Origin of the sequence: Streptomyces sp. G45 (assembly GCF_049542095.1) — a bacterium.
Taxonomy (GTDB): Bacteria; Actinomycetota; Actinomycetes; order Streptomycetales; family Streptomycetaceae; genus Streptomyces.
Map to the genome: position 1 here is coordinate 5245237 of NZ_JBMUZU010000001.1, position 13955 is coordinate 5259191.

At 72.6% G+C, this 13955-nt stretch carries 9 protein-coding genes and 1 pseudogene; 6 read left to right on the forward strand and 4 right to left on the reverse strand.

Annotated elements, in window-relative coordinates; genetic code table 11:
- Window positions 1–37: 37 nt before the first annotated feature.
- The 3 genes from ACOBQU_RS22125 to ACOBQU_RS22135 form a co-directional block, all read right to left on the reverse strand.
- On the reverse strand, window positions 38–1138 hold the full coding sequence (locus ACOBQU_RS22125) for a GNAT family N-acetyltransferase (RefSeq protein ID WP_423629049.1): 1101 nt from the start codon (window positions 1136–1138) through the stop codon (window positions 38–40).
- Between the two features lie 429 nt (window positions 1139–1567).
- Entirely contained in the window at window positions 1568–2533 is a 966-nt protein-coding gene (locus ACOBQU_RS22130; RefSeq protein WP_423629050.1) for a DUF1648 domain-containing protein, read from the reverse strand.
- Between the two features lie 88 nt (window positions 2534–2621).
- Entirely contained in the window at window positions 2622–2969 is a 348-nt protein-coding gene (locus tag ACOBQU_RS22135; RefSeq protein WP_423629051.1) for a GntR family transcriptional regulator, read from the reverse strand.
- A 240-nt stretch (window positions 2970–3209) separates the two neighbouring features.
- Between ACOBQU_RS22135 and ACOBQU_RS22140 the strand changes: the two genes are divergently transcribed.
- The 3 genes from ACOBQU_RS22140 (at window position 3210) to ACOBQU_RS22150 (ending at window position 8078) form a co-directional block, all read left to right on the forward strand.
- Window positions 3210–5171, forward strand: a complete 1962-nt coding sequence (locus ACOBQU_RS22140) for a transglycosylase domain-containing protein (protein ID WP_423629052.1) — start codon at window positions 3210–3212, stop codon at window positions 5169–5171.
- A gap of 4 nt (window positions 5172–5175) precedes the next feature.
- Window positions 5176–6063 carry a MerR family transcriptional regulator gene (locus ACOBQU_RS22145; RefSeq protein WP_423629053.1) on the forward strand — a complete coding sequence of 296 codons (888 nt, stop codon included), beginning with the start codon at window positions 5176–5178 and terminating at the stop codon, window positions 6061–6063.
- Window positions 6064–6413: 350 nt separating this feature from the next.
- Window positions 6414–8078 (forward strand): hypothetical protein, encoded by a 1665-nt coding sequence (locus ACOBQU_RS22150; RefSeq protein WP_423629054.1) that lies wholly within the window; start codon window positions 6414–6416, stop codon window positions 8076–8078.
- A 92-nt stretch (window positions 8079–8170) separates the two neighbouring features.
- Here the strand turns inward: ACOBQU_RS22150 and ACOBQU_RS22155 are convergent, their stop codons facing one another.
- A complete protein-coding gene (locus ACOBQU_RS22155; RefSeq protein ID WP_423629055.1) occupies window positions 8171–10717 on the reverse strand; it encodes a D-alanyl-D-alanine carboxypeptidase in 2547 nt (848 codons plus the stop codon).
- Between the two features lie 679 nt (window positions 10718–11396).
- Between ACOBQU_RS22155 and ACOBQU_RS22160 the strand changes: the two are divergent.
- From ACOBQU_RS22160 to ACOBQU_RS22170, 3 genes and pseudogenes are all read left to right on the forward strand, one after another.
- Window positions 11397–11941, forward strand: a pseudogene (locus ACOBQU_RS22160) (GOLPH3/VPS74 family protein); the annotation flags it as partial.
- Between the two features lie 184 nt (window positions 11942–12125).
- The gene (locus tag ACOBQU_RS22165) at window positions 12126–12560 is read left to right on the forward strand and encodes a hypothetical protein (RefSeq protein WP_423629056.1); all 435 of its coding nucleotides are present in this window, start codon (window positions 12126–12128) and stop codon (window positions 12558–12560) included.
- 144 nt (window positions 12561–12704) lie between these two features.
- Window positions 12705–13562, forward strand: coding sequence for a helix-turn-helix domain-containing protein (locus tag ACOBQU_RS22170; protein WP_423629057.1), 858 nt, complete (start codon window positions 12705–12707; stop codon window positions 13560–13562).
- Window positions 13563–13955: the final 393 nt, after the last annotated feature.

Below are 13955 nucleotides of genomic sequence, written 5' to 3' on the forward strand. Positions count from 1 at the left end.
CGTGCGGGGGACGTGCGGGGGACGTGCGGGCGGGCCGTCAGTCCCGTCCGGTGCGCCCCGACGTGCGCAGGGAGCCGACCGTCTTCAGGAGCCGGTCGGCCGGTTCCCGCAGGCGCGGGTGGGCCAGGACCGTGTTCCGCAGGCCCCGGACCGGTCGGCGCCACATGCGGTGGGCCGCCGCCACCGGGTGCGGGCGGGTCGCGAAGCCCTCGGCGACGCGCAGTTCGCGGGTCTTGAGCCAGTCCTTGTACTCCTTGTCGCCGCGCCCCATGTCGATCAGGCGGATGCCCTCGCGGCCCGCGGCCTCGGTCATGCGCAGGTGCATGACCAGGCCGGGCGAGTAGTAGCGCAGGCCCGGGTCGTACGCCGTGAACCACGCGGCGAGCACGGTGCGCGAACGCGGCCCGAAGTGCGCGGCGATGGGGCGGTCACCGGCGTACAGCACCGACAGGACCCCCGTGAAGTGCTCGTCGCGGACCCGCGCCAGGTGGTCCACGAGGTCCACGATCCACGGCCGCGAGAAGCGGTCCATCCGGCCCGTCCTGCGGTACTGGGCGGACTTCCAGCGCATCAGGGTGCGCAGCGCCGCCGGGTCGCGCTCGTCGAAGACGAACCGCAGCTCGCCCAGGTCGCGGACGATCCGCCGCTCCTTCTTCAGCGTCGTCCTGGCGAGGCCCGGGTAGGCGCCGCGCAGCCAGTCCGCGTAGTCGCCCTCGCCGACCTTCACGTCTATCACCGGCGAGGCGAACGTCCCGGTGACGTACCGCGCGAAGGGCTTCTGCTCCTCCACGAGGTGGTCGAACTCGAAGGTCGCCAGGGAGCAGGCGCGCAGCAGGCGCCGCGTGTCCCAGGTGACGCCGGGGCGGTGCACGAGGGCCTGGCAGTCGGAGAGCCCGAGCCCTATGGCCCGGCCCACGCCGAACGAGGCCCGCTCGTAGGGGAGGAAGCCGACGGGCTCGCCGTCCTCCTCGGAGTGCAGGACCGCGACGTGCGCCCCGTCGCGGTGCCTGCCGATCCCGGCCGCGAACTGCGGGGCCAGGAACGGGTTGGCGTAGTCGGGTGACTCGTCCATCGCCTGGTGCCAGGCCCGGCGCAGCGCCTCGTCCAGCTCCGCGGGTCTGTGGATCGATACCTCCACCTCAGCTCAACCGCCCTTCCGCGGAAGCTCCTTCGGGTGTGCCCGCACGGGCGTACGGGTGCGCCGGTCGCGCCGGTCGTGCCGGTGGTGTCGTCGGCCGTGACGGTGTTGCCGTCGGCCGTGACGGTGGCGTCGCCGGTCGTACCGATCGTGACGGTCGTGACGGTGGTGCCGTGGGCGTGCTCGTGGACCGCATGGGCGATCGCTCCCCATTCCCCCTGACGCGCGGTGCGCGCGTCCACCGTTCCCGGGCCGGGCCCGGGCCGTTCGCCGCTCCCCGCCGAGTGGGCGCCCGCGCCGGGGCCGCCTGCGGCCGGGGCGCGAATCCTTCGGCGAGGGTCAAACGTCGCGAAGCAGCACGCACGCTGTCAAGGGTGTCCGCCCGTAACGGACGTGAGCGTTCAGTAAGCGTCCCCGTTCGGACAGTCGTCAGTCCCGGAGCGTGTTGAGGAGCGCGGCGCCGCGCTCCGCGTCGTCCACGGAGACCGCGAAGGCGCGGCCCTTGGAGCGGATGACCAGGCAGTCGCCCGCGCGCAGCATGACGGTGGTGCCGAGGCCGTTGAGGCGGTAGCCCCAGCCGCCGACCTGGGCGGGGGTGCGGTGTTCGGCGTGCGCGGACTCGATGGCGGCGAGTGGCCAGCGGCGCACGGGCCAGCCCAGGGGGCCGAAGGCGACCTCCAGGCCCCGGTCGGTGACGGTGGCCTGGACGGACGCGGACACCGCACCGGCGAGGGCGACCAGGGCCAGCGGGGCGATCAGGGGCCACAGGGGGTCGACGAGCCCGGCGGTGGTGGCGACGAGGGCGGCGGCCGTGGCCGTGGCGGCGAGGGCCGCGAGGGCCTGGAGCCAGGGGTTGGCGGTGCGGGACAGCCAGACGTAGCGCTCGCCGGGGACGATCGGCAGGCGGGGCAGGTCCGTGGGGGCCTGGGCCGCTCCGGGGGCCGCCCGGCGGCCGAGGCGGGCGCCGACGGCCGCCGCCGCGAGGGCGGCCACGACCACGCCGATCAGCCAGGGGGTGGTGGAGCGCGCGTCGCGCCAGTCGGCGTGGTCCAGGTTGGCCCGGACGATCGCGGCCTGCGCGCCGCACAGGCTGACGCCCAGCGGCAGCAGCAGCGCCGGGCTCCAGGGGCGGGCGCGGCGGCCCGCGAGCAGGACGACGGCGACCGCGGCCGTCCAGAGCGCCGCGGGAAGGGCCGTGGCGGCCCACAACGGCATCGAGTCGTCCGGCACCGGGGAGCTGAGGCTCCAGTGGGTGGCCAGCTTCGCGGGGAGGCGGTGGGCCGCCGCGAGGGGGAGGGCCAGCAGGAGGGCCAGGGCGGCGGCGCCCAGGACCGCCACCGTTCCGGGGCCGGTGGGGTCCCAGCGGCTGTCGGGCCTCGTCGCGGCGGTGTTCACGGCGTTTCCCCCTGGTGGTCGTGGTGGTCGTGGTGCTTGTAGCGCTCGCGGTGCTGGTGGTGCTCGTAGGGCTCGCAGCGCGGGCGTGCTACGCGGTCGTGTTGATGAGGGCGATCAGGTCCGCTCTGCCGTAGCCCAGGCGGGCCGCCTCGGCCACGAGGTCGTGGACGCGGTCCACGAGGGCGGAGCGCTGGCGGGCGCCCTCCGCCACGGTGACGCCGCGGCCGCGGCGGAACTCCAGGAGGCCCTCGTCCCTGAGCGTTCTCAGCGCGCGCAGCGTGGTGTTGGCGTTGACGCCCAGGGCCTGGGAGAGGTCCCGGGCCGACGGGAGGCGGTCGCCGGGGGCGTGGTCGCCTTCGGCGATGGCGCGGCGGAGGGCCCCGGCGATCTGCTCGTGCAGGGGGGCGCGGTTGGTGGTGTCCAGCCTCAGCAACATGGTGCCATTGACGGTAGCACCATTGGCTGTTCCCTGCCGGGGCTCCCCTCAGCGCGGGGCTCCGTCCCCCCCCTGGGCCCCCGTTGATCGCCGCCGTCCGGCTCGTCCTCACGCACCGGACGGGCTCATTCCCCTCCGCCCGCCTCAAAAGGGGCGAACTGGGGCGCGCCGTAGGGTTGTTACGAAGCGCTGACACCCTCCAGCACAACCTTTCCGCAGGTCTTTCACCTCTCCCCCGTCATGGGGACACATGCACAGACCGCCGCGGCCAAGGAGGCCAGGGAGAAGCCCAGCGCGAAGTCCAGGCGCCGCCGACGGCTCATCGACTACCCGCGGCGCGGCAGGCGGGGGGTGCGCCGCTGGCTGCCCTCCTGGCGCCAGTGCCTGAGCGTGTTCCTGCTGACCGCGGGGGCGATCGCCGCGCTGTTCGCCTGGGTGTACGCCAGCGTCGACATCCCCGACGAGAACGCCGCGGCGAGCCAGGAGGCCAACGTCTACTACTGGTCCGACGGCACCCAGATGGTCAGCACCGGCGAGATCAACCGGCAGAGCGTCGACCTGGACGACGTACCGAAGCCGGTGCGCGACGCGGTCATCGCCGCGGAGAACGCCAGCTTCTACAGCGACTCGGGGGTGTCCCCGAAGGGCCTGGTCCGGGCCGTGGTGAACATGGCCCGCGGGCAGGAGACCCAGGGCGGCTCGACCATCACGCAGCAGTACGTGAAGAACACGTACCTGTCGCAGGACCAGACGTACACGCGCAAGGTCAGGGAGTTCGTCCTCTCCCTGAAGGTGGACCGCAGCAAGTCGAAGGACGAGATCCTCCAGGGGTACCTGAACAGCAGCTGGTTCGGGCGGGGCGCGTACGGGATCGAGGCCGCCGCCCACGCCTACTACGGCATCCCGGCACGGCACCTGAACCCCAGTCAGGGCGCCCTGCTCGCCGCCGTCCTGAAGGGCGCCGAGCAGTACGACCCGTCCCTCAGCGCCGCCAACCACCGCCGCGCCAAGGCCCGCTGGGCGTGGATCCTGGACCGGCAGGTGACCGTCGGCCTGATGAGCGGGCGCGAGCGCGCCAAGTACCGCACGTTCCCCGAGCCGTACAAGCAGTCCCGCTCCACCAGCCTCAGCGGCAGCGGGGGCCAGACCGGCTACCTCGTCGACGTCGCCAACAAGTACGTGCGCCAGCGCACCGGACTCACCGACAAGGACCTCGCCCGCGGCGGCTACGCCATTCACACCACCTTCGACAAGAAGCGCGTCCTGACGCTCGCCCGGTCCGTGCGGGACGTGCTGCGCCGCGACCTGGACCCGAAGACGCGCAAGGAGGACCGGGGCGTCGAGGTCGGCGCCGCGTCCGTGCGCACCCGGGACGGCGCGGTGCTCGCGCTGTACGGCGGGCCGGACGCCACCCGGCACTTCAGCAACAACGCCGACACCTCCGGGGTCCCCGCGGGCTCGGCGTTCAAGCCGTTCGTGCTGGCCGCCGCCCTCCAGGACGGCCTGAACCCGAAACGGAAGGGCCCCGGCGGCATGACCCCCGGCGAGGCCCTGGTCAAGGGCGGCAACGCCACGTACACCGCGCTCGGCGACGACCTCGGCGCCCGGCGGGTGCGGGAGGTCGCCGAGGACGCCGGAATGCTGCGCTCCAGCCTGGCCCGCGGCGACGACATGTTCCCCCTCGGCACGTCCACGCCCAGCGCCGTCCGGCTCGCCAGCGCCTACGGCACGTTCGCGCGCGGCGGCCTCCAGCACGACCCGTACTCGGTGACGGCGGTGACCAAGGACGGCGAGGAGGTCGAGGGCCTGGAGCCGCCGCGGACCCGGCGGGCCCTGGACCAGCGGGCGGCCGGAACGGTCTCCCGGGTGCTGCGGGACGCGGCCACCGCCAGCATCGGCCCGGCCCGCGGCCTGGACGGGCAGCCCGTCGCCGCGGGCCGCACCACCGACCAGGACCGCTTCCGCTCCGCCTGGTTCGTCGGGTACACGCCGCAGGTGTCGACGGCCGTGACCCTCTTCCGGACGCGCGAGGGCGACCCGCTGCTCCAGCCGCTGTCCGGCGTCGGCGGCCCCGGCTCCCGGTACGGCAACGCCCTGACCGAGCGGATCTGGCTCGGCGCGCTGCGCGGCGTTGACCTTGCCCCGGGGGCAGGGCCGAAGGTCGAGGAGCCGCGGGCACCCGCCTCCGGCGACGGAGGATGACCCCGTGGAACCACTGGACGCGCCGCCGGGCGGCCGGGACCGGCTGCTGAGCATCGGCGCCTTCGCCCGCCGCACCCGGCTCTCCGCGAAGGCGCTGCGGCTCTACGACCGCCAGGGCCTGCTGCCGCCCGCCCACGTCGACGAGGTGACCGGTTACCGCTACTACCGGCCCGAGCAGGTCGAGCGGGCCCGCCTGGTCGCGCTGCTGCGCCGCCTGGACATGCCGCTCGCCGAGATCGCGGCCGTGGTCGGCCTCGACGGCGCGGCGGCGGCCGAGGCGCTCGACGGCTACTGGGCGGGCGTCGAGGAGCGGCTCGCCGCCCAGCGGACCCTCGTGGACTACCTCCGTGACCGTCTGTCCCACAGGAGGACCCCGTTGTCCGCACCCCAGGGGAAGTTCGAGATCAGGATCGTCGACGTGCCCGAGACGGCCGTCGTCAGCGAGAAGCGGCACCTGCTCAGCGACGACCTGCCGCTGTGGATCGGCGCCGCCTTCGGCCGCCTGGAGGAGGCCGCCCGGCAGCTGTGCGGCGGCCTCACCGGGTCGCCGTTCGTGATCTACCACTCCGAGGTCACCGAGGACAGCGACGGGCCCGCCGAGGCCTGCGTGCCGGTCGCCGACCTCGCGGCGGCCCGCGCCTGGGTCGCCGAGCAGGGGCGGCGCTGGGACCTGACGGCCCGGGTGGAGCCCGCCTACCGGCTCGCGTACGCCCGCATCGTGAAGGCGCAGGTGGTGTATCCGCAGATCATCACCGCGTTCGACGCCGTGGAGGAGTGGATCGCCCGCGAGGGCCTGACCCTCGCCGGGCCCTGCCGGGAGGTGTACTTCGCCGACTGGGACGCCTCCGGCCCCGAGGACGAGGTCTGCGACGTGGCGTTCCCCGTGCGCTGAGTACGCCGACCCGGTGCCCCCGTGCGGGGCGGCCCGGCCGCCCGCACGGTGACGCATGTCTCATTCGGTGCGCGGAACCGGGACGAAATGCGCGGAAGCAAACGGTGAAGGGTGGCCCTGCGCCACCCCCACCCCCGCTCTGACCTGCCCGTACTGCGCTCCCGCCGCCCCCGCCCCATACTGGCCTGTGGAAACAAGCCAACGGTGGCCATGGGGCCGCCGTATGCCAACCAATCCGCTTTGGTTAGCGTCTACTCCCTAGGAGTTGACCCAGCCAGCCGAACGGATCGCAGCCCGTGGCCTCTGCCCAACTGTCTCCCCTGACTCTGTCCCGTGGCCGGGACGGCGGCATGCGCGAGCCCTGGTACTGGCGCCACCGCATGCCCCTCATGATCACCGCCGGTCTGCTGCCGCTGTACGCGCTGTGGTGGATCGTGTTCGCCACGGGCGGCGGCGACCTGGCCGCGCAGGAGGCCTGGGCGGGCTTCGTCCGACGGTACCCGGACTCGGCGTACGGCCTCTTCTGGTACGGCGGCGTGCACACCGCGAACTACAGCGTGATCTCCCCGTACCTGATGGCGGCGGCGGGCGTGCGGACCGTGGCGCTCGCCTCCGGCCTCGCCTCCACCTGGATGGCCGTGGCGCTGATCATGCGCAGCGGCATACGCAAACCCCTGTGGCCCTCGATCGTCGTCGGCTTCTCGCTGTGGTGCCAGGTCGTGTGCGGCCGGGCCACCTTCATGCTGGGCGTGGCCTTCGGCGTCGGCGCGCTGCTCGCCGCCTCCGGCAGGATCGGCCGGGGGCGGCTCGCGGCCGTCGTGGCCCTGGCGCTGCTCGCGACGATGGGCAGCCCGGTCGCGGGCCTGTTCGTCGTCGTGGCGGGCGGCGCCTACCTGCTGTGCCGCCAGTGGGGCAAGGCCGCCGCCCTGGTGGTGCCGCCGTTCGCCGTGGTCGGTCTGACGACCTGGCTGTTCCCCTTCGAGGGCGAGCAGCCGATGGCCTTCGTGCGGATCTTCCCGCCGGTGCTGCTCTGCCTGGTCGTGATCCTCGCGGCGCCCCGCTCCTGGAAGCTGCTGAAGCTGGCCGCCGCCGTGTACGCGGTGGGCGTGGTCCTCACCTGGATCATCCCGACGCCGATCGGTACGAACGTCGAGCGGCTCGCGGAGATGGCGGCGCCCGCGATCCTGCTGGCCGCCCTCCTGAACCGAGACTTCTCCGCCGCGCCCCGGCTGAAGCCCAACGGCAAGGCCGCCCACGTCTGGCAGCGCACCCTGCTGATCAGCGCCGTCGCGCTCTCCTTGATCTGGGTGTCGATCAAGACCACCAGCGACGTGGTCGCGTACACGAAGGTGCCGACCTGGGCCGTGGAGACCGACGGCGTCGTCAAGGAGCTGAAGCGCCTGGGCGCCGACCGCACCCGCGTCGAGGTCGTCCCCGCCCGCGACCACCGCGAGGCCGCCGTCCTGTCGCCGTACATCAACATGGCCCGCGGCTGGAACCGGCAGGCCGACGTGGAGCGCGGCCGCCTCTTCTACGAGGGCCGCCCGGTCTCCGAGGTGAAGGAGGGCGCCTTCTCCTCCGCCTCCTACCGCGCCTGGCTGAACCAGTGGGCGGTCGGGTTCGTCGTCCTCTACAAGGGCGACAGCGTCCCCGACGGCGCCGCCGAGCGCGAGCACAACCTGGTCACCAGCGGGCCCAGCTACCTCAAGCAGGTCTGGCACGACGACAACTGGCGGATCTACCGCGTCAAGGACCCGGTGCCGCTCGTCGACAAGCCCGGCGAGGTGGTCACCGCCGACGGCGCCCACATGACGGTGCGCATGTCCAAGCCGGGCTCCGTCATCGTGCGCGTCGCCTACTCGCCGTGGCTGTGGGCGGAGGGCGCCTGCCTCTACAAGGACGGCGACTTCACCCGCCTGACCGCGACGAAGGCCGGTGACGTGAAGATCGGGTCGAACTACGCGGGCCCGTCGGGGCCGCAGCCGCGGTGCGCCGCCGACGGCGGCAAGGACTGACGCCGCCGTACGGACGAAGGGGCGGGGTGAGCCTTCCGGCTCGCCCCGCCCCTTCGTCGTCGTCGGCTTCCGCGTGCCGCCGCCCGCCGGTGCTAGCCGACCCGGGTCAGCTTCGCGCCGAAGCCCGGCTCCGCCAGGTCCTTCTGTACGGCCACGGGGACCTTGATGGCGCGGTTGGTGCCGTCGCCGACGGACAGGACGCCGACCCGCTCGCCCGCCTTCGCGGTGTGCGGGACCTTCCTGCCGCCGTCGCCCAGCTCCAGCTTCGCGGTCAGGCCCGACCAGCCGACGGCCCTGACGTCCTTGGTGGTGACGACCGGCGTCTTCCCGCCGAGGCCGTCGTCGACGTGGCCGACGACCGTGCCCTTCCTCACCACGGTCTTCGCCGTGAGCGCGTCCTGACCCGCGCTGATCAGGTCCCGGACGACCTTGGTGACCTGGTCGATGTTGGCCACGCCCGGCTTGCCGAACTGGGCCAGGGCCGCGCCGATGATCACCTGGGTCTTGCCGCCGGTCCGCTTCTCCGCGGCGAACAGGATGTTGCCGCCCGCGGCCGTGGTGGTGCCGGTCTTGATGCCGATGGCGACGGTCGGGACGAGGCCGAAGTAGTTCTTCTGCTCGTCGCCGTTGAGGTCCTCGTACTTGGGCTGGCGGGCGATCTCCTTGAACGTCGGGTTCTCCATCGCCACCCGGCCGAGCTTCACCAGGTCCTCGGCGGTCGACACGGTCGTCTTGTCGAGGCCGCTGGGGTCCGTGTAGTGCGTGTTCTTCATCCCGAGTTCCTTGGCCGTCTCGTTCATCTTGGCCACGAACTTCTTCTCGTCGCCGCCGCTGTCCCAGCGGGCGAGCATCCGCGCGACATTGTTGGCGGACGGCAGCATGACGGCCTGGAGGGCCTCGTACTGGGAGATCTTCTGCCCCTTGGTCACCTTGACCACGGACTCGTTCTCCGGCTTGCCCTTCTCGTAGTGGCGCTGGGCCTCGGCGTCGACGGTGAGCGTCTTGCCGTCGGTGCCCTTCTTGATCGGGTGGTCGCGCAGGATGAGATAGGTCGTCATCACCTTCGCGATGCTCGCGATCGGTACGGGCTTCTGGTTGCCCGAGGTGCCGAAGGTGCCGATGCCGTCGACGTCCATCGCCGCCTGGCCGTCCTCCGGCCAGGGAATCGACGGCTTGCCACCGCCGAACGAGAACGTGTCCTCAGCCGTCAGCGTCAGCTTCGGCTCGGGAAGCGGACGCACCATCTGTGCGACTGCGAACACAATGGCGAGCAGTGCGACGAGCGGCGTCCAGATCTTGATCCGGCGCACGAGGGTGCGCGTCGGGGTCTCCGGCGGCGGCGGGGTGTTGGTCAGCTCGGCGAGCAGGTCGAGCGGGGGCTTGGGCGGCAGGGGCTGCTGGGTGGTCCGCTCCGGCACGGCGTCTGGCGCGGGCGCCTGCGCGGGGGAGGGCTTGGCGCCGGGCTTGGCCTGCTGGGGGGCGGCCTTCGGGTCGGCCCCGGGGGCCGCCTTGGGCCCGGCCTTCGGGTCGGACTTGGGGTCGGTCTTGGGCTTGACGCGGGGCTCGTCGAGCGGCTTCAGGGCGACGAACTTGCTGGTCCGCTCGGCGTCCGACTCGCTCTTGGCGTCCTTGGCGTCCTTGGCGTCCTTGGCGCGGTCGCCGTCGCCTTCGCGGTCGCCGCCGAGCTTGAGCATGGTGGTCGGCTGGTCGACGGGTGCGGGGCGGGGGGCCTTGAAGACGGCGGTGGCCTGGTCGACGGGACGGTCGCCTGCGGCGGGCCCGGCGGGGGACTTGGGGTCGCCCTCGTCCGCCTTGTCGTTCTCGTCGTTCCTGTCGTTCCTGTCGTTCTTGCCGCGCTTGGCGTCCGCGTCGGGCTTGGCCTCGTCGTCCGGGCGTACGGCCTTGAAGACGGCGGTGGCCTGGTCGACGGCGGGCTTGTCGGCCGCCTTCGGGCCGGTGGTTCTGAACACGGCGGTGGCCCGGTCGACGCGGGGGTCGGCGGGCTTGTCGTCCTTGTCGTCCTTGGGGGCGTCGGCGTCCCGGCGTACCGTGCCGAACACGGCGGTCGCCTTGTCCGACGTGGGGGCGTCGGGCTCGTCCCTGGCCTCGCCGCGGGCGGCCTCGAAGACCGCGGTCGCCATGTCGACGGCGGACTCGGCACCGCCGCCACCAGTGGGAACGTCATCGTCGGCGGCCGCCGGGGACTTCTCGGGCGCCTCGTCGTCCACGGCCCAGGAGGGCTTGGCGCCGCGCGGGCGCGGTGCGGGCCTGGCGGTGTCGGCGGGCTCGTCGGCGCGCTCCGAACCCTTTGCGGCGGGTGCGTCCTCCGGGCTCCCGGAGGACGCGGCGGACTCCCCGGCGGGCGACGGGTCTCCGGCAGCGTCAGCGGACTGCGCGGACGCCTCGGGCTTCGCGGACTCCTCCGGCTCGGCGGACGCTTCGGGCTTCGAGGGCTTCGCGGATGCCGCGCGCTTCGCGGATGCCGCGGACTCCTCCGACTTCGCGTCCCGCGCGTCCTGGGCGGAGTCGGCGGCCTTCGCGGTCTCCCGATCCCCAGCGGACTCCGCGGGCTTCGAGGCCCCCGCGCCCTTGCCGGGCTTCACGAACTCCGCGGACTCCGCATCACCAGCGGATTCCACGGATTCCGAGGGCTTCGCAGCCCCCGCGCCCTCAGCCGACTCCCCAGCCTTCAGGGAATCCCCGGCCTTCCCGGACTCCGTACCTCCAGCGGCCCCCGCTTCCTCAGCGGACCCCGCGCCCTCAGCAGATCCCGAGCCCTCACCGGACCCCGAACCCCCTGTGGACCCCGAACCCCCAGCAACCCCCGCAGACCCCGCATCTCCGGTGCCCCCGGCACCACCCGCGCTGCCCGCGTCGCCCTCAGCCGAGGAGGAACCTTCCCGCTCCCCCTCCGCCCCAGCGGCATCCGCATCCGAGGTATCCGCCGTCGCCACCCAAGCCGCCACGGCGTCCCGAAGCCGTGCGTTCCCGTTCGCCTCGCCCCCGGCCGGGGGCGAGGCGGCGGCACCGTCGTCCGAGGCGCCCCCGCCAGAAACCGTCTTCGACCTGTCGGGGAACTCGCCCGCCACCGATGCCTCCTCGTTCTCGCCGTACTCGCCGTACCTGAGGTACGCGCCGCGCCAAACCACCGCCCGGACCCCGTGTCCGAACCATGTACCAGTGTCCTGTGTGAGGGCTTAACCCCCGTGGTAGACGAGAACGACATACCTACTGGTTCCCGTACGTACCGCCCACGCACTCTCGACAGACCAATGTGAGAGGGGTCACCCTGTCATTCATCCACGCGGGGAGGCATGGATGGGCAGGAGCCGCAGAACAATTCCGGAGGAGCTTCTGCTGCTCGCTTTGGACCCGGCCACGGGTACCACAGCGCAGCCGCAGTCGCTCGACCTGGGTCTGGCCGGGGCGCAGCTAGTAGAGCTGGCACTGGCCGGACGGATAGCCCCTGACGGGGATCGTATCGCCGTGGTGATGCCACGGCCGACCGGAGATCCGACTCTGGACTCCGCGCTGGAACTGCTGCGCAGGCGCGGCAGCCCGGTGCGGGCCGTCCACTGGATCGGCGGGCCCCGCCTGGGGCTGCGCCAGACCTACCTCTCACACCTGGAGCGGTGCGGCATGGTGCATGCCGTGGCGGGCCAGATGTGCGGGGTGCTGCCGACGACTCGCTATCAGGCGACGGACACGGCGATCAGCCGGGAAATCAGGTCCCGGCTCGATTCGGCGATCCGCACCGGCGTACCGCCGGACCCCGGACCGCCGCGCTCGCCGCCCTCGCTCACGCGGTCGGCCTCGGCAAGCACCTGTATCCGGGCAACGAGGGACGCTCGTCCCGCTCCCGGCTGCGGGACCTGATCAGGCACGACCCGATGGGCGGCCTCGTGGCGCACGCCGTGATGGACGTCCAGAACGGCGTGGCGGCCCAGCCGCGCCGCGGTCCCGCGGCAGCGGGCCAGGGCGGGCGGCAGCCCGCGCGAACGGCACGGGCGGCGGACCCCGGCAGGGTTCCGATGCAGCCGCGCCGGGGTGCGGGAGCCATGGCCCGCGCCGTGGCCCACTGACCCGGGAGCCGCGTACGACCCGTACGACCCGTACGCCCCGTACTCCTGGTACTCGTACGGCACCTCGTACTCGTACGGCCAGCACGACCCACGCACCACGAGCGACACCAGCAACACCAGCAAGCCCGTAGCACCGCACGATCCGCACCACCAGCACCACCCGTACAACCCGCAAGAACCGCACCACCCAGCGCCCGTCGCCCGGCACGCACCGGCCGACGCGCGGAGCGCACCGCGCCGCGTCACCCGCACCGGGTGGCGCACCCGCACCGCAGTCCCCAGACCCGGTCCGGGAGCCGCTGGGCCGCGCGGGGTCACCGCCCCGAACGTCCGTGGACGGACGACGCCGGGGCACCGGCCCCGCGCGGCCGCGTACCACCGCACGCAGCACGCCGATTGAGGAACACACCTCGGCGCCCCGGGGGCGTCGGCACCCCCACACGCCCGCTGTTCTGCTGTTTCCCAGCGGTGAGTTGCCCCTTGGTGGCACTCTGCAAGGCAGCAGACACGCAAAGTTGAGGCAAGTGCCGGAGGTGCACGTCCCGTGGCGTCCAACGTCAATCCCACCGTCAGGCGACGCAGGCTCGGTCAGGAGCTGCGTCGGCTGCGTGAACTCAAGGGCATGACGGCGGAGGAGGTGGCGGAGCGACTGCTCGTGTCCCAGTCGAAGATCAGCCGCCTGGAGAACGGCCGCCGCTCCATCAGCCAGCGTGACGTGCGCGACCTGTGCGGCGTGTACGAGGTGGAGGACCACCGCATCGTCGACTCGCTGATGCAGATGGCCAAGGACTCCCGCCAGCAGGGCTGGTGGCACTCCTTCGGCGACATCCCGTACAGCGTGTACATCGGCCTGGAGACCGACGCCGCGTCGCTGCGCGTGTACGACCCGCAGGTCGTCCCCGGCCTGCTCCAGACCCGTTCGTACGCGGAGGCGCTGATCACCGGGGCGCTCCCGGAGACTCCGCCGACGGACATCGAGAAACGGGTGCAGGTGCGGATGCGCCGCCAGGAGCGGATCGCCGCGCCGGAGAACCCGCTGCGCCTGTGGTCGGTGCTCGACGAGTCGGCGCTGCGCCGGGTGGTCGGGACGCGCGCCCTGATGCGCGAGCAACTGGAGCACCTCGTCGAGCAGTCGCAGCTTCCGCACGTGACGGTGCAGGTGATCCCGTTCGAGATGGGCGCGCATCCGGGTCTGAACGGGCAGTACGCGATTCTGGAGTTCCCGGACGCGTCGGACTCCAGCGTGGTCTACATCGAGGGCGTCACCAGCGATCTGTATCTGGAAAAAGCGAATGACGTCCAGCAGTACAGCGTCATGTACGAGCATTTGCGGGCACAGGCGCTGAATGTGGATCAGTCGCGTCAGTTGATCGCGGACATCGCCAAGGACTACGCGCGCTGAAAGGATCACGGCGGCGCGCGGATTTCACCACCGCGGGGCGCGCCCGGTACGCGACGCGCGTGCCGGGCACGCCCCGCGGCGTCGTGTCGGAACTGGGGCGGAGCCCCAGGAGCCCCCAGAAGATCCCTGGTGAACACGGTCTGCGCATAGCCGTGCATAACGCCCACCCGATCGGGAAGGCGCCGCACAGTACACCTTTGCCGCGTCGGCGCGGAAGGCCCTCCTGGTATATGCCATCCGGTTGAGTGAACAAGCCATCCGCCCCTCGAAGTTGGCGAGTAGCGTCTTTCACGCCAACAGCAAGAGCGTCGGCGGCGTCGACAACGGCTGAAACGTCGGCGTTGACCGCGCATCGGCGGTCGGTCACGGCAATTCAGCAACACCGCACCACAG